The following is a 19,582-nucleotide window of genomic DNA, read 5'->3' as shown; positions in this document are numbered from 1 at the left end:
GTTTGGTCTTCATTGTTCCGTTAGGTTTATTCACCTAAATCAACATTATGGTAAACCTGTTGAACATCCTCAAGGTCTTCTAACACATCAATCAACTTCTCAAATTGGGCCTTAGACTCTTCGTCTAATTCAACCTCGTTTTGTGGAAGCATTGTTAATTCAGCAACAGTAAACTCTGTAATGCCAACGTTTTTGAATGCTTCTTGTACAGCATGGTATTGGTCTGGCTCTGCATATACAACCACGATTTCATCTTCTTCTAATACATCACGAACATCTATATCAGCTTCCATTAATAGCTCCAGAACATCATCAGCAGTTTTGCCTTCAATTCCAAATACTGCCGTTGCATCGAACATATAAGCAACAGAACCACTTACACCCATATTACCGCCATTTTTACCGAAGGCAGCACGTACTTCAGATGCCGTTCTGTTTACGTTATTAGTTAAGGTGTCCACGATAAGCATAGACCCATTTGGTCCGAACCCTTCATAACGAAGCTCATCATAGTTTTCGTCGTCTCCACCTTTAGCTTTATCGATTGCTTTTTCGATAATATGTTTTGGAACACTGTATGTTTTCGCACGTTCTAAAACAACCTTCAAAGCCTGGTTAGCTTCAGGATCTGGTTCCCCTTGCTTAGCAGCAACATAGATCTCACGGCCGAACTTAGCATAAATGCGACTAGTATTTTTGTCCTTTTCTGCTTTCTTATCCTTAATATTATTCCATTTACGTCCCATAGAAGAACATCTCACTTTCTTGTCTTTTGTCTTACTAAAATAATGGAGTATCAACTGATTGACTATCCTATTATACAACATCTTAATCAGATTTTCTCGGGGAAATTTAGTTGGAGGGTGGATTATTTATAAGAATGTTTGTGTTGGAAACCGGTTGTTAAAGCGCCTCATGATGTTTCTGGAGAGATAATTGAGTGAAAAGATGATGAGGAGAGTTCTCGTGATGATTTTGAGAGATATTTGGTTTGAAAAGGTGATGAGAGGTGCTCTCATGACGATTTGGAGAGGTAATTTGGTTTGAAAAGATGATGAGGAGAGCTCTCATGATGATTTGGAGAGGTAATTTGGGGAGAAAAGATGATGAGAAGTGCTCTCATGACATTTTAGAGAGAAAAATTGGAGAGAAAAGATGATGAGGAAACCTCTCATAACGATTTAGAGAGATAATTTAGAGTGAAAAAATGATGACAATGTCCCTCATGATGTTCTAAGAGATTTACCTGGAGAAGAAGTAATGCTAAAGAGGGCCAGTCATTATCCAATCCGGTAAGTACCTATAAAAGTATTAATCAAACTGCCACTTGGACAACCTTTCGCCTAAATTCTCGGCATCTCGACAGGAAGTCTTGCATAAGCTATATAAACCGCGTCCAAGATGGAGGGAAGATAATATGGATATTCTTAACAAGGTAAAGAGCTTTCGTGAAGAGGAGAATCGTTTAAAGTGGGAAGGTACATTCGCGGAGTACTTAGGGTTAATAAAAGAAAGACCTGAAGTTGCCCAGACTGCTCATTCGCGAGTTTATAATATGATCAAAGCAGCTGGGGTAAAGGAACGAAATGGTCGGAAGATGTTTGAGTTCTTTGGAGAAGAGATATTTGGTTTAGAAGATGCTATTGAACGACTTGTTGAGGAATACTTTCATCCTGCTGCAAAGCGGCTAGATGTAAGAAAACGTATTCTATTATTAATGGGCCCGGTTAGTGGTGGTAAATCTACTATTGTAACCATGTTAAAACGAGGTTTAGAAAAATATTCACGAACAGATGAAGGTGCAGTTTATGCCATTAAAGGCTGTCCAATGCACGAGGATCCACTCCATTTAATCCCACATCATTTACGGGAAGACTTTTTCCATGAATATGGTATTCGAATTGAAGGTAGTCTATCCCCGTTAAACACGATGCGTCTGGAGAAAGACTATGGCGGACGTGTGGAAGATGTAATGGTGGAGCGTATTTTTCTATCGGAGGATAAACGTGTTGGAATTGGAACCTTTAGTCCGTCTGACCCGAAGTCCCAGGATATAGCAGACCTAACTGGGAGTATTGATTTTTCAACGATAGCGGAATATGGATCGGAATCAGACCCGAGAGCTTACCGGTTTGATGGAGAATTAAATAAGGCTAACCGTGGAATGATGGAGTTTCAGGAAATGTTGAAATGTGATGAGAAGTTCTTATGGCATTTACTATCTTTAACACAGGAAGGTAATTTCAAAGCAGGTAGGTTCGCACTAATCTCAGCCGACGAGCTGATTGTTGCACATACGAACGAATCGGAATATCGCTCCTTTATTTCCAATAAGAAGAATGAAGCACTGCATTCTAGAATCATTGTGATGCCAATTCCATATAACCTAAGGGTAAGTGAAGAAGAAAGAATTTATGAAAAGATGATCAATCAGAGTGATATGTCCCATGTTCATATTGCCCCACATGCATTACGCGTTGCAGCTATCTTCTCTGTCTTAACGAGATTAGAAGACTCGAAGAAACAGGGAATGGATTTATTGAAGAAAATGCGCTTGTATGACGGGGAGAATGTAGAAGGATATAACCAAGTTGATGTGGAGGATTTGAAGCGTGAGTTCCCAACAGAAGGAATGGATGGAATTGATCCTCGTTATGTCATCAACCGAATCTCCTCTGCTATTATCCGTAAAGAAGTGCCATCAATCAATGCTCTAGATGTATTACGCTCCTTGAAAGAAGGTCTTGACCAACATGCATCGATTTCAGACGAAGACAGAGAAACTTATATGAACTATATCTCCATAGCTAGGAAAGAGTATGACGAAATTGCTAAGAAAGAAGTTCAGAAAGCATTCGTTTACTCTTACGAAGAATCGGCAAAGTCGTTAATGGATAACTATCTTGATAATGTAGAGGCATTTTGTAATAAAAATAAGCTACGGGATCCATTAACCGGTGAGGAAATGAATCCAGATGAAAAGTTAATGCGTTCAATTGAAGAGCAAATCGGTATTTCTGAAAATGCCAAACGTTCTTTCCGTGAAGAAATTCTCATTCGAATCTCTGCTTATGCAAGAAAAGGGAAACGATTTGATTATAATTCACATGATAGGCTACGGGAGGCTATCCAGAAGAAGTTATTCGCAGATTTAAAAGATGTGGTGAAAATAACCACCTCGTCTAAGACACCAGATGAGTCACAACTGAAGAAGATTAATGAGGTAATTGCTAGATTGATAGATGAATATGGATATAATTCGGTATCAGCGAATGAGCTCTTACGATATGTGGGAAGTTTGTTGAATCGATAATTATGCATGATGATATGGTAACAAGAGTGGCCGAAAGCTAGTCTTGTTACCTTTTTTTAATCTATTATTATTAATAAATTGCAATAATATGCGCCTAACTGCATATTATAGAGAAAAGTATCGAAATCTTCTTAGATGTCGGTACTTTTATCAACAATGAATAGGAGGGGATGTTGTGCAGGAAGGTAAACAGAACTTTGTCATCTCCGAGGAAAACTGGTCCCTCCATCGCAAAGGCTTTCAAGACCAACAGCGACACATGGATAAAGTAAAGGAAGCCATTAAAAATAATTTACCTGATTTAATAAGTGAAGAAAGTATCGTGATGTCTAACGGGCGAGATGTAATCAAAATTCCAATCCGTTCACTAGATGAATACAAAATCCGATACAACTACAACAAGTCAAAGCATGTAGGGCAAGGTAATGGAGACAGTAAAGTAGGAGATGTAGTAGGAAAAGATCCGAACGCAAAAGGTCAAGGAAGACCAGGTCCTGGCGATGGAAAGAAGGCAGGCGATCAGCCTGGCAACGACTACTATGAAGCTGAGGTATCGTTAGAGAAGTTAGAGGAAGCCCTATTTAAGGAATTAGAATTACCCAATCTAAAGGAAAAAGAGAAGTCAGAGATTATAACAGAAAAGATTGAGTTTAATGATGTGCGGAAGAAAGGCTTAATGGGAAATATTGATAAGAAACGAACGATATTAACTGCCTTAAAACGGAATGCAAGAGAAGGGAACCCTGGAATTACTCCAATTTATAATGATGATTTACGTTTCAAAACATGGAATGAAGTAATCAGACCAGAATCAAAGGCAGTGGTGCTTGCCATGATGGATACCAGTGCTTCCATGGGATCATTTGAAAAGTATATGGCAAGAAGCTTCTTTTTCTGGATGACACGATTCTTAAAAACCAAATACGAACATGTAGATATTGCCTTTATAGCTCACCATACCGAAGCAAAAGAAGTGACGGAAGAGCAATTTTTTAATAAAGGAGAAAGTGGCGGTACCATTTGTTCCTCCGCCTATGCAAAAGCAATCGAATTAATTGATAGTCGCTATAACCCTTCACGCTATAATATTTATCCTTTTCACTTTTCAGATGGTGAGAATATCACCTCTGACAACCCAAAATGTATCCGTCTCGTAAATGAAATTATGGATGTTTCCAATATGTTTGGCTATGCCGAAGTAAATATCTATAACCGTCATTCCACCCTGATGCGTGCCTATAGCACCATTGAAAATGAAAAGTTTCGCCACTTTATTTTAAAAGAAAAACGAGATGTCTATCATGCGATGAAGAGCTTCTTCCAGCGTGAAGCCATGACGGTGTAATATATGAAAATCCCTAGGAGAACATTCCTAGGGGTTTTTCTGGGCTTGTAATAGGGGGAAATTAATGTTCTTACATTAGTTCAGTACTTATTTTAGTTCGAAATGATAGAGAGCATTGAGCATTGTTATTTATCATCTTATCTGTATTAGCTGATCAAAATGATGTACAAGGTTCTTTCATACTTCATTTCATTTACTTTGCCTGTTCAAAATGATGCATAGGGCACTCTCGTATATCATTTCATTCACAGTGCTTGTCCAAAATGAAGTATAGGGTGCTCCCAAACGTCATTTCATTTACACAACCTATTCAAAATGATGCATAGGGTGCTCCCAAACATCATTTCATTTACATGGCCTATTCAAAATGAAGTATAGGGTGCTCCCAAACATCATTTCATTTACGTGGCCTATTCAAAATGAAGTATAGGGTGCTCCCAAACATCATTTCATTTACATAGCCTAATCAAAATGAAGTATAGAGTGCTCCCAAACATCATTTCATTTACATGGCCTAATCAAAATGAAGTATAGGGTGCTCCCAAACATCATTTCATTTACATGGCCTATTCAAAATGAAGTATAGGGTGCTCCCAAACATCATTTCATTTACACAGCCTAATCAAAATGAAGTATAGAGTGCTCCCAAACATCATTTCATTTACATGGCCTATTCAAAATGATGCATAGGTTGCTTCTATACATCATTTCATTTACACAGCCTATTCAAAATGATGCATAGGTTACTTCCATACATCATTTCATTCACAAAGCCTTTCCAAAATGATGTACAAAGTACTCACATGATTCATTTCAATCAAAAACCCCGTTCATAAAGATGTTTAAAGCTCACTTACTCAAGCTAACTCAATCTTATAAACCCCACGCTCTGTCGTGATGAAAAATTTCTCCCCATCATATTCGTACAGCGAATTATTCTGAAGCGGAATTTCATATACAGATGATGGAAGCGGCTGGGTACTCATGGCTGCCAGTGTTTCAATATGTCCATCCCCGTTTAGAAGTAAATTATGCATGGGTACATAATCGTCTATTCGTCGTGTGTTCTGTTCGTAGGATACGTCACTTAGATTCATTACCGTTTGGTCCACATCATCCATTTCGTGTTTGGTTATTTTTATGGATCTGCCATTCCATTGTTGTATTAATGCATTAAACTCCTCGATTGATAAAAATTGATGATTCATGCTATCCCTCCTGCCTTTAAATTTTCCTAATTCCATTGGAAATATGCGGTTTCGTTATTTCCGTATCTTAGAGAATAAACCAATTGACATGTTCAGGATGAATATGATATTTATTTGGTAGTGAAAAAATTAGCACTCTAACCTTGAGAGTGCTAAAATAAAAATGTCCATCTCATAACACCAAACAAAAATAACGTATTGAAGGAGTTGTTGGAAATGGGAAAAAGGAAATTTAAAGCAGAATCGAAACGATTACTTGAATTAATGATTAACTCCATCTATTCACAACGAGAGGTTTTTCTTCGAGAATTAATCTCTAACTCAAGTGATGCGATTGATAAGATTTACTATAAGGCGTTGACGGATGATAATTTAACGTTTAATCAAAGTGATTATTATATAAAGCTTGAAGCGGACAAGGAATCTCGTACTTTAAAGATTGTAGATACAGGTATTGGGATGACACAGGAAGAGCTTGAAAAGAACCTAGGTACGATTGCGAAAAGTGGATCCTTCAGCTTTAAATCGGAAAATGAAATTAAAGATGGCCATGATATTATTGGTCAGTTTGGTGTTGGATTCTATGCGGCATTTATGGTTGCCGATGTTGTAACCGTGGTAAGTAAAGCACTTGGAAGTGATGAAGCTTTCAAATGGGAATCGAAAGGTACGGACGGGTATACGATTGAGCCTGCTGAAAAAGATACAGTAGGTACAGAAATTACCCTGAAACTAAAAGATAACTCAGAAGATGAGAATTATGATGAGTACTTAGAAGAATACCGACTAAAAGAGATCATTAAAAAATATTCTGATTTTATTCGCTATCCAATCAAAATGGAAGTTACCAAGAGTAAAAAAGAAGATGATAGCGATGAATATGTGGAGTATAAAGAAGAAGAAATCATCAACAGCATGGTTCCAATTTGGAAAAAGAATAAGAGTGAGCTGACAGATGAAGATTATGAAAACTTCTATCAAGAAAAACGATATGGCTTTGATAAGCCACTGAAGCATATTCACTTAAGTGTGGATGGAACCATTCGCTATAATGCGATTCTTTTCATTCCAGAAAACCGTCCGTTTGATTACTACTCTCAAGATTACCAAAAGGGGCTTGAGCTATATTCAAATGGTGTACTGATTATGGAAAAATGTGCCGATTTAATCCCAGACCATTTTAGCTTTGTAAAAGGGCTAGTAGATTCAGAAGATTTATCTCTAAATATCTCTAGAGAAATGCTTCAACATGATAGACAACTTAAGCTTATTGAGAAAAATATTAATAAGAAAATCAAGCAACAATTACTTAGTCTGCAAAGAGATGATAGAGAGAGCTATGAGAAGTTCTTCCAAGCATTTGGTCGTCAATTGAAGTTCGGAGTTTATAATGAGTTTGGTGTTAATAAGGATACCTTGAAGGATCTCTTGTTATTCTACTCTTCCAAAGAGAAGAAACTCGTTACATTAGCAGAATATGTATCTAGAATGCCAGAAGATCAAAAGTATATTTACTATGCAACAGGTGAGTCCATTGACCGTATTGACAAGCTTCCACAAACAGAGCTTGTAGCGGATAAAGGATACGAAATCCTTTATTTCACCGAAGAAATCGATGAATTTGCTATTCGTGTCTTAATGAACTATGAGGAAAAAGAATTTAAATCGGTATCTAGTCATGACCTTGGTATTGATTCCGAAGAAGAAAAGGCATCTGAACAAGAGACAGAAGAAAACAAAGAGCTATTCGGTTATATGAAGGACAAATTATCAGGAAAAGTGAAAGAGGTTCGTGTATCTAAACGCCTAAAGTCACATCCAGTTTGTTTAACAGCTGATGGTGAAATTTCCATTGAAATGGAGAAAGTCATTAGTGCCATGCCTGATAATCAACAAGTAAAAGCGGAAAAGGTACTCGAAATTAATCCGAATCATGAAGTCTTCCAAACATTAAAGGATGCATTTGAGAATGATAAGGAAAAATTAGACCTGTATACGAATATCCTGTTTAACCAAGCTTTACTAATCGAAGGATTACCAGTTGAGGATCCAGTTGAATTTACTAATAATATGTGTAAAGTAATGGTTGCGCAATAATAAAGAGAAAACCCAATGTTGGAATGATGATTCCAACATTGGGTTTTTCAAATAGTCGCTTGCGCTATTTATTTTAATGCTCTATCTAAAGTCTCTAGGTTCTTCTTCATTAAACTAAAATAGTCTTCCTCATTCTCCAGGTCATCCGCTGTTAAAGTCGATAGATTATGCAAGTATAGTGGCTCTGCATTGATTTCATTCTGAATCACTTCGGCTACTTTTGGTGTGACGTTTTGTTCAAAGATAATATACTTAAAGCCTTTATCTTTGGCTAATTTAATAAGCTGTGCCAGTTCGCTTTGAGAAGGCTCTTGGCTTGAGGATAACCCTGCAATGGGTATTTGTTTAATGCCATAGCTTTCTTCCCAATAACCGTAGGCAGCGTGGGAAACAAGCATTTCAGGGTTTTCTTTTGTTTCTACTACATGATGAAATTGCTCATCTAAATCCTCTAAATTACTCTTTAACGCTTCAAAGTTTTTCTCAAAATCTTCTTTTGCATCTGGCTTCAAGTTTACTAGAGAATCCTTAATATTCTCAGCAAGCAGGATAGCTCGGTGCGGGTCTAGCCAAATATGTGGATCCTCATCTCCATGGTGATGGCTGTCCTCTTCCTCGCTATGATCATGTTCAGTGGTTTCTTCATGGTCATGGTCATGTTCCTCATCCTCGTGATCATGGTCATGCTCATGAGCTAATGCTTCCACCCCATCGGATGCGATAACCATTAATACATCCTCATTTATTAGCGTGTCATGAATGGATTCTGCATAAGATTCCATCCCAAGTCCGTTATAAATAAATGCATCAGCTTTAGCAATGTCCAATACTTCTCTTGAGGTCGGCTCATATGTATGGCTATCTGCACCCGGAGGAATAAGGGTTTGAACTGTTACATGAGAACCGCCAATTTTTTTAGTGAAATCCTCTAATGGATAAATCGACGTAAAGATGGACAATGTACCTTCCTCTGCCGATTTATCAGAATTCACCTTGTCACTACATGCCCCTAAAATGATGATTAAAACGAAGAGACCAATCAAATACAAGTTTCTTTTCAATACGTAAACTCTCCCTTTTTTTAAAGTCAAATCAGATTATATCGTAATGATTCCGATTTGTAAATAGTAATCATTACGATTTATGTTTATTCCATATCTTGTTCATCATTCCTATTTTTGTTCATAAACTGTATAAAGCACACATGGAGGGATCATCATTGACGGAATCAAAAGAGCTTCATAAAGCCATTGCGGAAATCACGGAAATTGCAGAAGGTTTTGGCTTGGATTTTTACCCGATGCGGTATGAAATTTGTCCTGCTGAAATCATTTATACATTTGGTGCATACGGAATGCCGACGCGTTTCTCCCATTGGAGCTTTGGAAAACAATTTCATCGAATGAAGCTACAATATGATTTAGGCTTAAGTCAAATATATGAATTAGTGATAAACTCGGATCCTTGTTATGCATTTTTGTTAAACACCAATAGCTTGATACAAAATAAACTCATAATTGCACACGTCTTAGCGCACTGTGATTTCTTCAAAAACAATGTCCGTTTCTCTAATACGAGAAGAGATATGGTAGAAAGCATGACGGCAACAGCGGAAAGGATTGCGGAATATGAAATCATACATGGAAAAGAAGAAGTAGAAACATTTTTAGATGCAGTGCTAGCCGTGCAAGAACATATAGACCCATCAATCGTTCGTCCTAAGTTGCCAGCGTATGCTTGGGAAGATGAGGAATCACCGATAAAGAAGGCGAAATCTCCTTATGATGATCTATGGGGGTTAGATGATAAACCAAAAGAGACAAAGCCAAGGGTAAAACGCCGAAAAAAATTTCCACCGAAACCTGAAAAAGATATTCTTCTATTTATTGAGCAATACAGCACGGAGCTGGAAGACTGGCAACGAGATATTCTAACCATGATGCGAGAGGAAATGTTATACTTCTGGCCTCAACTAGAGACGAAAATCATGAACGAAGGCTGGGCTTCCTATTGGCACCAACGCATTATGCGTGAGTTGGACTTAACGTCTAGTGAGACAGTTGAATTTGCAAAGCTAAATGCAAATGTCGTGCAGCCTTCTAAACAACGAATTAATCCATATTATTTAGGCTTAAAGATTTTTGAGGATATAGAGGAACGATACAATAATCCTACTGAAGAAATGAAAGCCAGAGGTGTCAAACCTGGTTCAGGGCGAGAAAAGATGTTTGAAGTAAGAGAAATCGAATCGGATATCTCGTTCATCCGAAACTACCTCACAAAAGAACTAGTAGAACAAGAGGATATGTATTTATTTGAAAAGCAAGGCATGTATTATCGAATTTCGGATAAGGATTATGAAAATATTCGGGACCAATTAGTATCTATGCGGGTGAATGGCGGTTTTCCATACATCACAGTGGTGGATGGGGATTATATGCGTAATGGAGAGTTGTATTTAGTACACGGATATGAAGGAACAGAACTGGATCTTCACTATTTGGAAAATGTGTTGCCTTATCTTTATCAACTATGGGGTCGGAAGGTTTATATGGAGACGTATGTGGATGAAAAGTTGACGGTTTATTCTTATGATGGGGACCGGGTTTTTAAGAGATAGATAACTAAAGGGCTTACTTCGTGTAAGCTCTTTTACTATTTAGTCTTGCAATATTCTTAAGTATTATCTATTGAATATATAAGCAAATAACTATATACTTATATACGAATATATTAGGTGGTGAAAAGTTATGCTAAAAACTTCCATTGAAATGGAAAATGCGGCATCTGTTTTGAAGTTAATGGGGGACAAAACACGTTTAACGATGATGAAGATTATGGACAAACATGATTGTTGTGTGTGTGAATTTGTAGAGATATTTAATATGAGTCAACCATCCATCAGCCAACATCTACGTAAATTAAGGGACCTAGGCTTAGTAAAGGAAGAACGTAGGGGACAATGGATATTTTACTCGATGAACAAAAAGAATATGTATTACCCATTTATTCAACAGATTCTCGAGCATCTACCTAGTCAAGATGATAAATTACAGAAATTAGAAGAACAAGGGACTCGAATTTCTTGTTGTTAATTTAGGGGGAACTACTTTGTCAGCTATGGTTATACTAGCAATACTTATCTTTTTGGCAACACTTGTATTAGTCATTTGGCAGCCAAAAGGATTAAATATAGGATGGTCTGCTTGTGGCGGAGCTATCCTGGCACTACTTGTAGGTGTAGTCGATTATCATGATGTGATGGAAGTGACTGGAATTGTATGGAATGCTACCTTAGCGTTTGTTGCTATTATCCTTATTTCACTGATTTTAGATGAGATCGGATTTTTCGAATGGGCATCCTTGCATATGGCAAGAGCTGCTAAAGGTAATGGAATTAGAATGTTTGTTTATGTCAGTATCCTTGGAGCAATAGTAGCGGCATTTTTCGCCAATGATGGTGCAGCACTCATCCTTACTCCAATTGTTCTTGCTATGGTTCGGAACTTGAACTTTCAAGAAAAAATGGTCTTTCCGTTTATTATGGCCAGTGGCTTTATCGCGGATACCACTTCCTTGCCACTTGTGGTTAGTAACTTGGTAAACATTGTATCTGCAGACTTCTTTGATATTGGATTTGTTGAGTATGCAACGAGAATGTTTCTACCAAACATTTTCTCACTTATTGCCACGATTACCGTTCTATTGATTTACTTTAGAAAAAGTATTCCAAGGAATTATGATATTTCACAATTAAAAGAGCCATCAGAAGCAATTCGAGATAAAAAGATGTTTAACATGTCTTGGTATGTCCTTGCCATCCTATTAATTGGTTATTTTACCAGTGAATTTATTAATCTCCCTGTTTCTATTGTTGCTGGGGTTATCGCCATTTTCTTCTTATTAGTTGCTAGAAGAAGTGAAGTGGTCAATACAATGGCAGTTATAAAAGGCGCTCCATGGAATATTGTGTTCTTCTCCATAGGAATGTATGTAGTTGTATTTGGCTTACGAAATGCAGGATTAACAGACTTGTTAGCTGATGTCATACAGCTAGCAGCAGAACAGGGATTATTTGTTGCAACAGTTTCTATGGGATTCATTGCGGCAATACTATCCTCCATTATGAATAACATGCCAACAGTTATGATTGATGCGATAGCAATTGCTGAGACAGATACAACAGGTGTTATCCGAGAAGCATTAGTGTACGCGAATGTAATTGGCTCTGACTTAGGTCCGAAGATTACTCCAATCGGTTCACTAGCAACGCTATTATGGCTTCATGTTTTATCGCAAAAGGGAGTCAAAATCTCTTGGGGGACGTATTTCAAAACAGGGATTATTTTAACCATTCCAATCCTGTTTATCACCTTATTAGGTCTATATGTAACATTAACTATATTTTAATAAAGGAGAATCATCATGGCTAAAAAGACAATCTATTTCTTATGTACGGGTAATTCTTGTAGAAGCCAAATGGCAGAAGGATGGGCTAAAAAACTTCTAGATGACGAATGGGAAGTGAGAAGTGCCGGGATTGAAGCACATGGATTAAACCCTAATGCAGTAAAAGCAATGGCAGAAGTGGGAATTGATATTTCTGACCAAGAATCCGAAATGATAGATAATGAATATTTAAACAATGCAACAATGGCAGTAACGCTTTGTGGGGATGCAGCTGACCGTTGCCCAATGACACCACCACATGTGAGAAGAGAACACTGGGGATTTGATGATCCTGCCAAGGCGGAAGGAACAGAAGAAGAAAAGTGGCAAGTGTTCCAGCGAGTTCGTGATGAGATTGGGGAGCGTATTAAGCGTTTTGCGGAGACGGGAGAATAAGTACTTCTAATTACGTTTTGAGATATTAAAGTAAAAACATTATCATATTTAGCAAGTGGATTAATAACAAGATTCACTTGCTGTTTTTTTACTTTAATTTCATTGTTTATTTCTTTGAAAACAGGACCTTTATATTATCTCCCTTAAATGTTTATTATTAGAGTGTTATTTTCCAACTGGAATTAATAATAAAACCTTAAACTCATTAGGTAATCTATCGTTTATTACTTCATCTCGAAAACCACCAATCGGTGCTGATTTCCATCCCATGACACTAGCTACATGTAACATGTTTTGGGAAATGTGTCCCGCCTCCAGTAGGCAGAATCGATATCCTCTTAAGCCATATTTTTCTTGTGATTTGTTAAGGTCCGATGCAATTACAAAACAAAGGTTTGCATCGATTCCGTCTTGTAGTAAGGCACCTTCATATATATAATTGCTAGATATTTTTACTATGGAGTGATCCTTTTCATCATACCAATATAAGCCATCATCTATGTTTAAGTTATTTCTAATAAATATAAATATATGATTCGGATAACTTCCTCCTGCTGATGGATAAACTCTCTTTGATTTATCATTAAATCTAGTACCAACAGACCATTTGAGAAAAGTTCCCAATTCCTCTATACTCACATTTTCCAAAGGGCTGATCTCTTTTGTTGTATATCTTTCCTGAATGATTTTAGAGAAGTTTTTTTCAGGTATATTATTATAATTTAATTTAATCTTTGGTAATTCTTTAAAGTGCATCTTACTTGTTGCATTGCCATCTAATGTATTAGGAGGTTTTTTTAGAGTATCCCACGACGACATTTCATGAAATTTATGAATCTCTTTCATTTTTATACCCCCCTCTCTTAGCGAATTTAACTACAACTATTGCCTCTGTTAGTCAAAGACCCATTCATTCAATGATTCTTCATTAATGTTCTCTGTCGTGGTAAATGGGAGCGTGTGATACTCCCAATCGAAGAAACCGTTTTTCATTCCTTTAGTTAGAAATATCATCTCAAATTTGTCTTCCGCATAAACTTGTGTTAAATAAATATGGTTTCCTGCGTATTTTGTATAAATGTCAAGATCTGATATTTCTAACAAATCTTGACCCTTTCTATCCCTTTCAGCATTTATTTCACTGATATAGTAATCTGCATCATTCCAATTATTTTCTTGTGATTTTAAGTATATTGCATCCGAATTAACTAAAATAAAAACAACAAATATTATTAGAACACAAGAAAAGATAATTTTCTTCATAAATTCGCTCTCCTTAAGTCACTAATCACTTCTCTCATATTTCTGCCCCGTTCGCATAATAACAACTAATTAGATACTAGCATAATATTCCGAAAATAAAATTAGTATTTTAGCATAGAATATGGTAATCATAATTGGATCAGCCTTGTTTCTCTAATACACCTGTTTGTTGTATAAGAACTAATGTTCTATTTTATATTACAACCTTATAACCAGCTCTCAATACAAACTACCTTTTTGGCATCTGCATCTAATTTCACTTTTTTACCGATAGCCAATGGATGCATCGGATGGGTATGAGATGTATCAAATTCAGCTAATATAGGGATGTCTATTCCGTCTAACTGTTCGATCAATAAATCTAAGGGTTGTTTTCCTGTACCCAGGTCATTGTAACGTTCATGTTTTCCTAGTATTATGCCGGCAACTTTTTCAAAAACACCATGAACTCTAAGCATTGCGAAGTTTTTCTCAACAATTGAAGCATCCTTCGTGCAATCCTCAATTAATAATATATCGCCATGCTCTATCTGTGGAAAATACGGCGAACCAATAAAACCGTACATTGAATTTAAATTACCACCGATTAATCTCCCATCTGTTACCCCTCCTTTCCTGGTTATCCACTCATTACTATAGAGTTTTTTCTCCGTTGTTTTTTCAAGCCAATTTACTGCTTCATCGGACCAAAATGGTGGCATTGGTACTTCGTATGGAAGACTAGTCTCCTCCATAAAATATTGCTTAAAATAGCTATATGTATAATCTACGAGGGGTTCGAATTCACCAAAAGAAGGAATCAGAGCAGGACCATAATATGTTGTGATGCCTGTTTTTGCAAAAAGTGCGAGTAAAATAGCAGTGGCATCAGAATATCCAACAACTAACTTCGGGTTATTCATAAATGCTTCATAATCAATATATGGCAACATACTATTTGCATTTGTGCCGCCTATAGTAGACATAATCATTTTAATATCTGGGTTTCGTAATAATTCATTTAGTTCATCTGCACGTGCTTTGGGTGTACTTGAACGATATACATCCGATTGTCCAGTCAATTTTCCTTCTACAATAACAAAACCTTTCTCTTCCATAAAAGTTTTAGCACGCTGATAACGCTGTTTAGCTGTAACTGTTGCTGGACTAGATGGACTAAATATCCCGATTTTATCTCCTTGTTCTAAGTGTAGAACCATAATAACACCCCTACTTTCTAATCATAAATTAAAGAAAATATTTAAAAGTAATAATACAAAAAATCATGAGCTTATTGAATTAACCTGCTGCGTTAATTGAATGAGGGTGCAATCACTATTGAAGTAAAGCACCCGTTAATGGTAAAAAAGTGATATTAATTCTATGAGTTTATAAAATGATAAAAGTAATAAAAGCAATAGCAGAAAAGATAAAATGTAAAAACGCATTCTTCTTTCTTTTGTCACCTAATTCAGACATTCCAATAAATATAAACATTATCCCCACTATAAACACTGCAAAAGGTAATACGATATATGTATCAGCTATATCTATGTAGATACATAAGGAAAGAACACTAACCGCTAATACTAAAATAATTATTATTTTTTTCATTGTAATCCCCTTAAGACTAATTCATTGTATATTATTTTATTCAACTCTTTTGCCCCGCTAGTTTAACAACATTACTTCACAATCTTTTCTTATCTTACCACACGATAGGTAATATTCTGAATAGCTATTGGAAGATAACCAGCAAAGGTTCCGTCCATTAATTAGACGGAACCTTTGCTGGTTATTCATGCTATTTAGCTATAAAACAACTCCAAAATATCTTATTCTAGATATTCCTCAACCCACTCTACATCAATCGGCCCATTCAACACTGTATAATACTCACCACTATTTTTAAATTGTAGCCGATTCTCATAAATGTTAGCAGATATCGGTTTCCCGTTAGAATAGATTGTGATACGAAAACCCTTTTCTTTTGAAACATCACTATCCCACTCACGATCTTTCATCTTCTTCACCCGGTATTGACTAAGAAAGTCCTTTAACACTTTTCCATGCAACGTTTCACCTGTTACCTTTTCATCATTAATCATATAATAATCCACTTCTGCTGTATTAAAACGAATGACATCATCCAAGTCTTTCTCCTTATAATCATGGAATACCATAAAAGCGAATAATAGAATCGGAACCATAATCATTACCGTAGTAAAAATCTTAAAGTATCTATCCTTTCCAAGTCCCTTCTTTACGGAGTAGATAGCAAGTTTCTCCGATAAAAATGCTGATACTGGAATAACAATTATAAAGAACAGTAATACATAAATAATGTCCACTATATAATGAGGGTGCCAAGGTGCGAAATGTGCTAAGTTCCTATAAAGCAGGTAGTAAAGATAAGAATTTACCATTAATAGGAGGATGAAAAATATCACATACAATCCTTTACTCTTCTCTCTATGTTGCATGATGGAATCTAGCATTTCCTTTTTCTTTTCCGGAGCAAGATTAGTTTGTGGCATCGTCTCTAGCATCTTTTCCAATTTATCTTTACTCATGGAAGGTCCCTCCTAATCTTGTTTTTAATGCCTTTTTCGAACGATGATAGGTGGAGCGCACTTTATTTTCACTCCAGCCCAAAATCTCAGCAGTCTCCGTAACAGAAAATTGGTGTATCCCTCTTAATAAGAGCACTTCCTTATATCCAGACTTCAAAGAAAGGATTGCATGGTAGAGTTCTTTTTTTTCCTCATTTAGATGTAGTAATAAATCTGGTGTTACCTCAGTACTTGGTTCATGGTATGAGGAAAATGGAATGATAGATTTCCACTTTTTACGATTTCTTCTTCGAATCTCATCTATGGCTAAGTTTTTCGCAATACTATATAGCCATGTTTTGGGACTAGCGTTTTCCTGGAAGCTAGATAATCCATTCATCGCCCGGATAAATACCTCTTGTACTAAATCATCAACATCGGCTTCCCCGAGCCGGTAGATGAAGAAGTTATAGATTTCATCACTATATTGGTAGAACCAATCGGTGATTATTTTTTCTTGGTCCATAACAAAACGACCCCTCTGTTTTTCTATCTATCTATTTAGACGACATACCGGTATTGTTATCGCACATAAAATGATTAAACTTTATTCGCCATGAGATTTTTTTCCCGTAATAACCAATAACCTATAAAAGCTGTAATGCAAATTACACTACCAATCAATACGTATAAAAAGCGGATGGCTACAAAGGGAACCGTAACCATAGCAAACAAAATACCAAGTGGCAACATGGTTCTCATAATTAATAATCTTACCGATATCACTTTTCCCATTAAGTGATTCGGGATGACTTGTTGGATCAGTGTGATGTTATAAATGTTGAAAATCGCGATAACGATACCTGCAATGATCTCCGTAACAACAGCCAGTACATACCACGGTGTAACACCTAAGAAAAGGTAAGTACACCCACCAACGAATAGGGCAGAGAAAAGTATTCCGACCTTATCTAGGTTACCTATCTTTTGCTTGATGAAGGCGCCAATTACATAACCAATAGGAAAGCCAGCCATAAATATTCCATAAGCAATAACGGATTGATCAAGAACGGTAGTGACAAAAGGGAGAGTCGTTACAACGGTTACTCCAACCCCAAACTGGACAAAGCCAAAAAACACCCCAAGCCAAACTAGTAATCTATGATGAAAGTACATGCTAAATCCTTCACGAAATTCCTGTATCCAGGGTTTTCTTACTTTGGTTGGCTGATAGTCTTCGTTTACTGTTAGTATCATTATAGAGCTTAATAAAAAGGCAGCTGTAATGATGAGCAGAACCCATTCCACGACTAAATAATCAACAAAAACAGCAGCAATTACCGGCCCCATAATGACCATCACTTGGCGAGTGCTATCTAGGGAAGCATTCGCTTTAGAAAGATATTCTTTTTCCATAATTGTCGGTAAGATAGCCTGGTTAGCCGGAGCAAAAATAGGCATCATCAGCCCAACGATGACTTGTACGATAAAGATAAACGTAATGGTGAAGATATCAAACCATGAGGCAACGAGTAACATGGAAGCTAATATCATCCGTACTAATTGACAGCTAATCATAATCCATTTACGACTCCAGCGGTCGACATACGGGCCAATAAAGAGCTGCATGAAAAATGAAGGGATGTAATAGACAAGCCAGACCGATCCAAGTGCCGTGGTGGACCCTGTAAGTTGAAACACTAAGATAGAGTTACAGGCTATAAACAGAGCACCTCCCAACTCAGAAGTGGCATTGCCAAGCCAAATAGACTGATAGCTAGAACGATTCTTCACCTTATCTTCTCCTTACTTTTTTAAATAGAGATGTAGTTCCTCTCCTAAGAACTTAAGTGCTTGTGTCTTTAGGGAGTACTTTGAATCTACTATTTCCACGAGCTTTGCAGAGCGAAGAATCTTCAGGTGATGGTGGACGGTAGACTTTCCAAGATCTAGATGATCAGTAATTTCTTGTAGTGTACGTTCTTTATCAAACAACAACTTCACTATCTTCATTCGAGCCTCATCTCCTAAAGCCTTGTACTTTAGAACCATAAAATCATCAGGCATGTAGCGATCATTTGGGGAGATGCTTTCATTTGAAATCGGATAGTAGAACACTTTTGTATCTTCTAAATCAGCTTCAATATTCCATGGCCGGTAAACATACTGGGGGATTAGTAACACTTGATTTACACTTGGTTCGGGTTTATAACTAACTCCACCAGTTGCCCATTCGACCATTGCTTCGGGTTCTAATTTGTTTAGCATATCTCTTTTCATTTCATAATCGGTTTGTAACATGTTATGTAATTCTTCTATATCTTTCTTAATCACAGCTTCATACCATCCCAGCATGATCGTGATGAGGTGTTCTTTCAGAAAAGTAGAATCTACCGTGCAGATATAATCTATATACTGAGGAAAAAATGGATTGTCTTTTGTTAGCTTTTTCATTTCGGAAGTAGCGGAACCATTCCCTGAAGCTGCTTCCTTTCGCAAATCCTGGAACGGGTGTCCAATGAATGGTAGACAGACAAATTTCAATTGATCCTCTGTAAGTTCTTGTATATGGGATGTAAAATCCTGTAAATCGTTAAAACGTCTCATGTGAAGCAACTGAAGTAATGCCTTCCAGGTGTTATGCTTCTCTACATAGTCCAGTTCTTTTATGAACTCTTTGGACATATTCCCTTTGATAGTAGTCCAATAATCTAGCGGCTTCTCTAGTGTGTTGATTATGGGGGTGTTGGTAATAGCAGCTATTCCTAAGGCACATTCCCAAAGGAGGGAGTATTCTAGTTTGATTTGGTAGGTAGTTCTTTTCCTGCTAGTAAAATGCAAAACATCCATTTGTATCACCTCATTACCATCTTGTCTAACATTCTATATTATTAGAATTTAATATTCAATAAATTTAGAATAGGAAAAAACACCTAAAATACATTCCTATTTTAGGTGCTCATCAACTTATTGGTAATTG

At 36.8% G+C, this 19,582-nt stretch carries 18 protein-coding genes; 7 read left to right on the top strand and 11 right to left on the bottom strand.

What is annotated here, in order from left to right; translation table 11 throughout:
- Positions 1 to 26 precede the first annotated feature (26 nt).
- Positions 27 to 746 (bottom strand): YebC/PmpR family DNA-binding transcriptional regulator, encoded by a 720-nt coding sequence (locus BN999_RS12710; protein WP_096271913.1) that lies wholly within the window; start codon positions 744 to 746, stop codon positions 27 to 29.
- Positions 747 to 1,417: 671 nt separating this feature from the next.
- Between BN999_RS12710 and BN999_RS12705 the strand changes: the two genes are divergently transcribed.
- Together BN999_RS12705 and yhbH are read left to right on the top strand one after the other, a co-directional pair.
- Positions 1,418 to 3,313 carry a PrkA family serine protein kinase gene (locus tag BN999_RS12705; RefSeq protein ID WP_096271911.1) on the top strand — a complete coding sequence of 632 codons (1,896 nt, stop codon included), beginning with the start codon at positions 1,418 to 1,420 and terminating at the stop codon, positions 3,311 to 3,313.
- A 175-nt stretch (positions 3,314 to 3,488) separates the two neighbouring features.
- Positions 3,489 to 4,658 carry a sporulation protein YhbH gene (gene yhbH, locus BN999_RS12700; protein WP_096271909.1) on the top strand — a complete coding sequence of 390 codons (1,170 nt, stop codon included), beginning with the start codon at positions 3,489 to 3,491 and terminating at the stop codon, positions 4,656 to 4,658.
- A gap of 857 nt (positions 4,659 to 5,515) precedes the next feature.
- On the opposite strand, the gene BN999_RS12695 is transcribed toward yhbH, so the two are convergent.
- Positions 5,516 to 5,866, bottom strand: a complete 351-nt coding sequence (locus BN999_RS12695) for a hypothetical protein (RefSeq protein WP_096271907.1) — start codon at positions 5,864 to 5,866, stop codon at positions 5,516 to 5,518.
- Between the two features lie 216 nt (positions 5,867 to 6,082).
- Here BN999_RS12695 and htpG point away from each other — a divergent pair, with 216 nt between their 5' ends.
- Positions 6,083 to 7,963 carry a molecular chaperone HtpG gene (gene htpG, locus BN999_RS12690; protein WP_096271905.1) on the top strand — a complete coding sequence of 627 codons (1,881 nt, stop codon included), beginning with the start codon at positions 6,083 to 6,085 and terminating at the stop codon, positions 7,961 to 7,963.
- A 68-nt stretch (positions 7,964 to 8,031) separates the two neighbouring features.
- On the opposite strand, the gene BN999_RS12685 is transcribed toward htpG, so the two are convergent.
- Complete coding sequence (locus BN999_RS12685) at positions 8,032 to 9,024, bottom strand: metal ABC transporter solute-binding protein, Zn/Mn family (RefSeq protein ID WP_096271903.1); 993 nt, start codon at positions 9,022 to 9,024, stop codon at positions 8,032 to 8,034.
- Positions 9,025 to 9,167: 143 nt separating this feature from the next.
- Here BN999_RS12685 and BN999_RS12680 point away from each other — a divergent pair, with 143 nt between their 5' ends.
- From BN999_RS12680 to arsC, 4 genes are all read left to right on the top strand, one after another.
- Positions 9,168 to 10,583 carry a SpoVR family protein gene (locus BN999_RS12680; RefSeq protein WP_096271901.1) on the top strand — a complete coding sequence of 472 codons (1,416 nt, stop codon included), beginning with the start codon at positions 9,168 to 9,170 and terminating at the stop codon, positions 10,581 to 10,583.
- A gap of 130 nt (positions 10,584 to 10,713) precedes the next feature.
- Complete coding sequence (locus BN999_RS12675; RefSeq protein ID WP_096271899.1) at positions 10,714 to 11,058, top strand: ArsR/SmtB family transcription factor; 345 nt, start codon at positions 10,714 to 10,716, stop codon at positions 11,056 to 11,058.
- A 25-nt stretch (positions 11,059 to 11,083) separates the two neighbouring features.
- Positions 11,084 to 12,373 carry an arsenic transporter gene (locus BN999_RS12670; protein ID WP_096272392.1) on the top strand — a complete coding sequence of 430 codons (1,290 nt, stop codon included), beginning with the start codon at positions 11,084 to 11,086 and terminating at the stop codon, positions 12,371 to 12,373.
- Between the two features lie 15 nt (positions 12,374 to 12,388).
- Positions 12,389 to 12,808: an arsenate reductase (thioredoxin) gene (arsC, locus tag BN999_RS12665; protein ID WP_096271898.1), complete on the top strand. Its 420-nt coding sequence runs from the start codon at positions 12,389 to 12,391 to the stop codon at positions 12,806 to 12,808.
- 165 nt (positions 12,809 to 12,973) lie between these two features.
- Here the strand turns inward: arsC and BN999_RS12660 are convergent, their stop codons facing one another.
- From BN999_RS12660 to BN999_RS12625, 8 genes are all read right to left on the bottom strand, one after another.
- Complete coding sequence (locus BN999_RS12660) at positions 12,974 to 13,654, bottom strand: SagB/ThcOx family dehydrogenase (protein WP_096271897.1); 681 nt, start codon at positions 13,652 to 13,654, stop codon at positions 12,974 to 12,976.
- Positions 13,655 to 13,702: 48 nt separating this feature from the next.
- A complete protein-coding gene (locus BN999_RS12655; RefSeq protein ID WP_096271895.1) occupies positions 13,703 to 14,071 on the bottom strand; it encodes a hypothetical protein in 369 nt (122 codons plus the stop codon).
- Positions 14,072 to 14,277: 206 nt separating this feature from the next.
- Positions 14,278 to 15,270 (bottom strand): S66 family peptidase, encoded by a 993-nt coding sequence (locus tag BN999_RS12650; protein ID WP_096271893.1) that lies wholly within the window; start codon positions 15,268 to 15,270, stop codon positions 14,278 to 14,280.
- 169 nt (positions 15,271 to 15,439) lie between these two features.
- Complete coding sequence (locus BN999_RS12645; protein WP_096271892.1) at positions 15,440 to 15,664, bottom strand: hypothetical protein; 225 nt, start codon at positions 15,662 to 15,664, stop codon at positions 15,440 to 15,442.
- 221 nt (positions 15,665 to 15,885) lie between these two features.
- Positions 15,886 to 16,623 (bottom strand): hypothetical protein, encoded by a 738-nt coding sequence (locus tag BN999_RS12640; RefSeq protein ID WP_096271890.1) that lies wholly within the window; start codon positions 16,621 to 16,623, stop codon positions 15,886 to 15,888.
- Complete coding sequence (locus BN999_RS12635; protein ID WP_096271888.1) at positions 16,616 to 17,128, bottom strand: RNA polymerase sigma factor; 513 nt, start codon at positions 17,126 to 17,128, stop codon at positions 16,616 to 16,618. Before BN999_RS12635 ends, BN999_RS12640 begins: the two co-directional genes overlap by 8 nt.
- A gap of 74 nt (positions 17,129 to 17,202) precedes the next feature.
- Positions 17,203 to 18,396 (bottom strand): MFS transporter, encoded by a 1,194-nt coding sequence (locus tag BN999_RS12630; RefSeq protein WP_096271887.1) that lies wholly within the window; start codon positions 18,394 to 18,396, stop codon positions 17,203 to 17,205.
- A gap of 12 nt (positions 18,397 to 18,408) precedes the next feature.
- Positions 18,409 to 19,452, bottom strand: coding sequence for an ArsR/SmtB family transcription factor (locus BN999_RS12625; protein WP_096271886.1), 1,044 nt, complete (start codon positions 19,450 to 19,452; stop codon positions 18,409 to 18,411).
- Positions 19,453 to 19,582: the final 130 nt, after the last annotated feature.

The organism is Paucisalibacillus globulus (assembly GCF_900184735.1).
GTDB lineage: Bacteria > Bacillota > Bacilli > Bacillales > Amphibacillaceae > Ornithinibacillus > Ornithinibacillus globulus_B.
Note: the sequence above shows the minus strand (reverse complement) of the source record. Positions and strands in the feature narration are given on the sequence as shown.

Excerpts from the sequence above, each read along its gene's own strand:
- BN999_RS12710 (WP_096271913.1), bottom strand. The coding sequence starts at position 746 with ATGGGACGTAAATGGAATAATATTAAGGATAAGAAAGCAGAAAAGGAC.
- BN999_RS12705 (WP_096271911.1), top strand. The coding sequence starts at position 1,418 with ATGGATATTCTTAACAAGGTAAAGAGCTTTCGTGAAGAGGAGAATCGT.
- BN999_RS12695 (WP_096271907.1), bottom strand. The coding sequence starts at position 5,866 with ATGAATCATCAATTTTTATCAATCGAGGAGTTTAATGCATTAATACAA.
- htpG (WP_096271905.1), top strand. The coding sequence starts at position 6,083 with ATGGGAAAAAGGAAATTTAAAGCAGAATCGAAACGATTACTTGAATTA.
- BN999_RS12680 (WP_096271901.1), top strand. The coding sequence starts at position 9,168 with ATGGAGGGATCATCATTGACGGAATCAAAAGAGCTTCATAAAGCCATT.
- BN999_RS12675 (WP_096271899.1), top strand. The coding sequence starts at position 10,714 with ATGCTAAAAACTTCCATTGAAATGGAAAATGCGGCATCTGTTTTGAAG.
- BN999_RS12670 (WP_096272392.1), top strand. The coding sequence starts at position 11,084 with ATGGTTATACTAGCAATACTTATCTTTTTGGCAACACTTGTATTAGTC.
- arsC (WP_096271898.1), top strand. The coding sequence starts at position 12,389 with ATGGCTAAAAAGACAATCTATTTCTTATGTACGGGTAATTCTTGTAGA.
- BN999_RS12660 (WP_096271897.1), bottom strand. The coding sequence starts at position 13,654 with ATGAAAGAGATTCATAAATTTCATGAAATGTCGTCGTGGGATACTCTA.
- BN999_RS12655 (WP_096271895.1), bottom strand. The coding sequence starts at position 14,071 with ATGAAGAAAATTATCTTTTCTTGTGTTCTAATAATATTTGTTGTTTTT.
- BN999_RS12650 (WP_096271893.1), bottom strand. The coding sequence starts at position 15,270 with ATGGTTCTACACTTAGAACAAGGAGATAAAATCGGGATATTTAGTCCA.
- BN999_RS12645 (WP_096271892.1), bottom strand. The coding sequence starts at position 15,664 with ATGAAAAAAATAATAATTATTTTAGTATTAGCGGTTAGTGTTCTTTCC.
- BN999_RS12640 (WP_096271890.1), bottom strand. The coding sequence starts at position 16,623 with ATGAGTAAAGATAAATTGGAAAAGATGCTAGAGACGATGCCACAAACT.
- BN999_RS12635 (WP_096271888.1), bottom strand. The coding sequence starts at position 17,128 with ATGGACCAAGAAAAAATAATCACCGATTGGTTCTACCAATATAGTGAT.
- BN999_RS12625 (WP_096271886.1), bottom strand. The coding sequence starts at position 19,452 with ATGGATGTTTTGCATTTTACTAGCAGGAAAAGAACTACCTACCAAATC.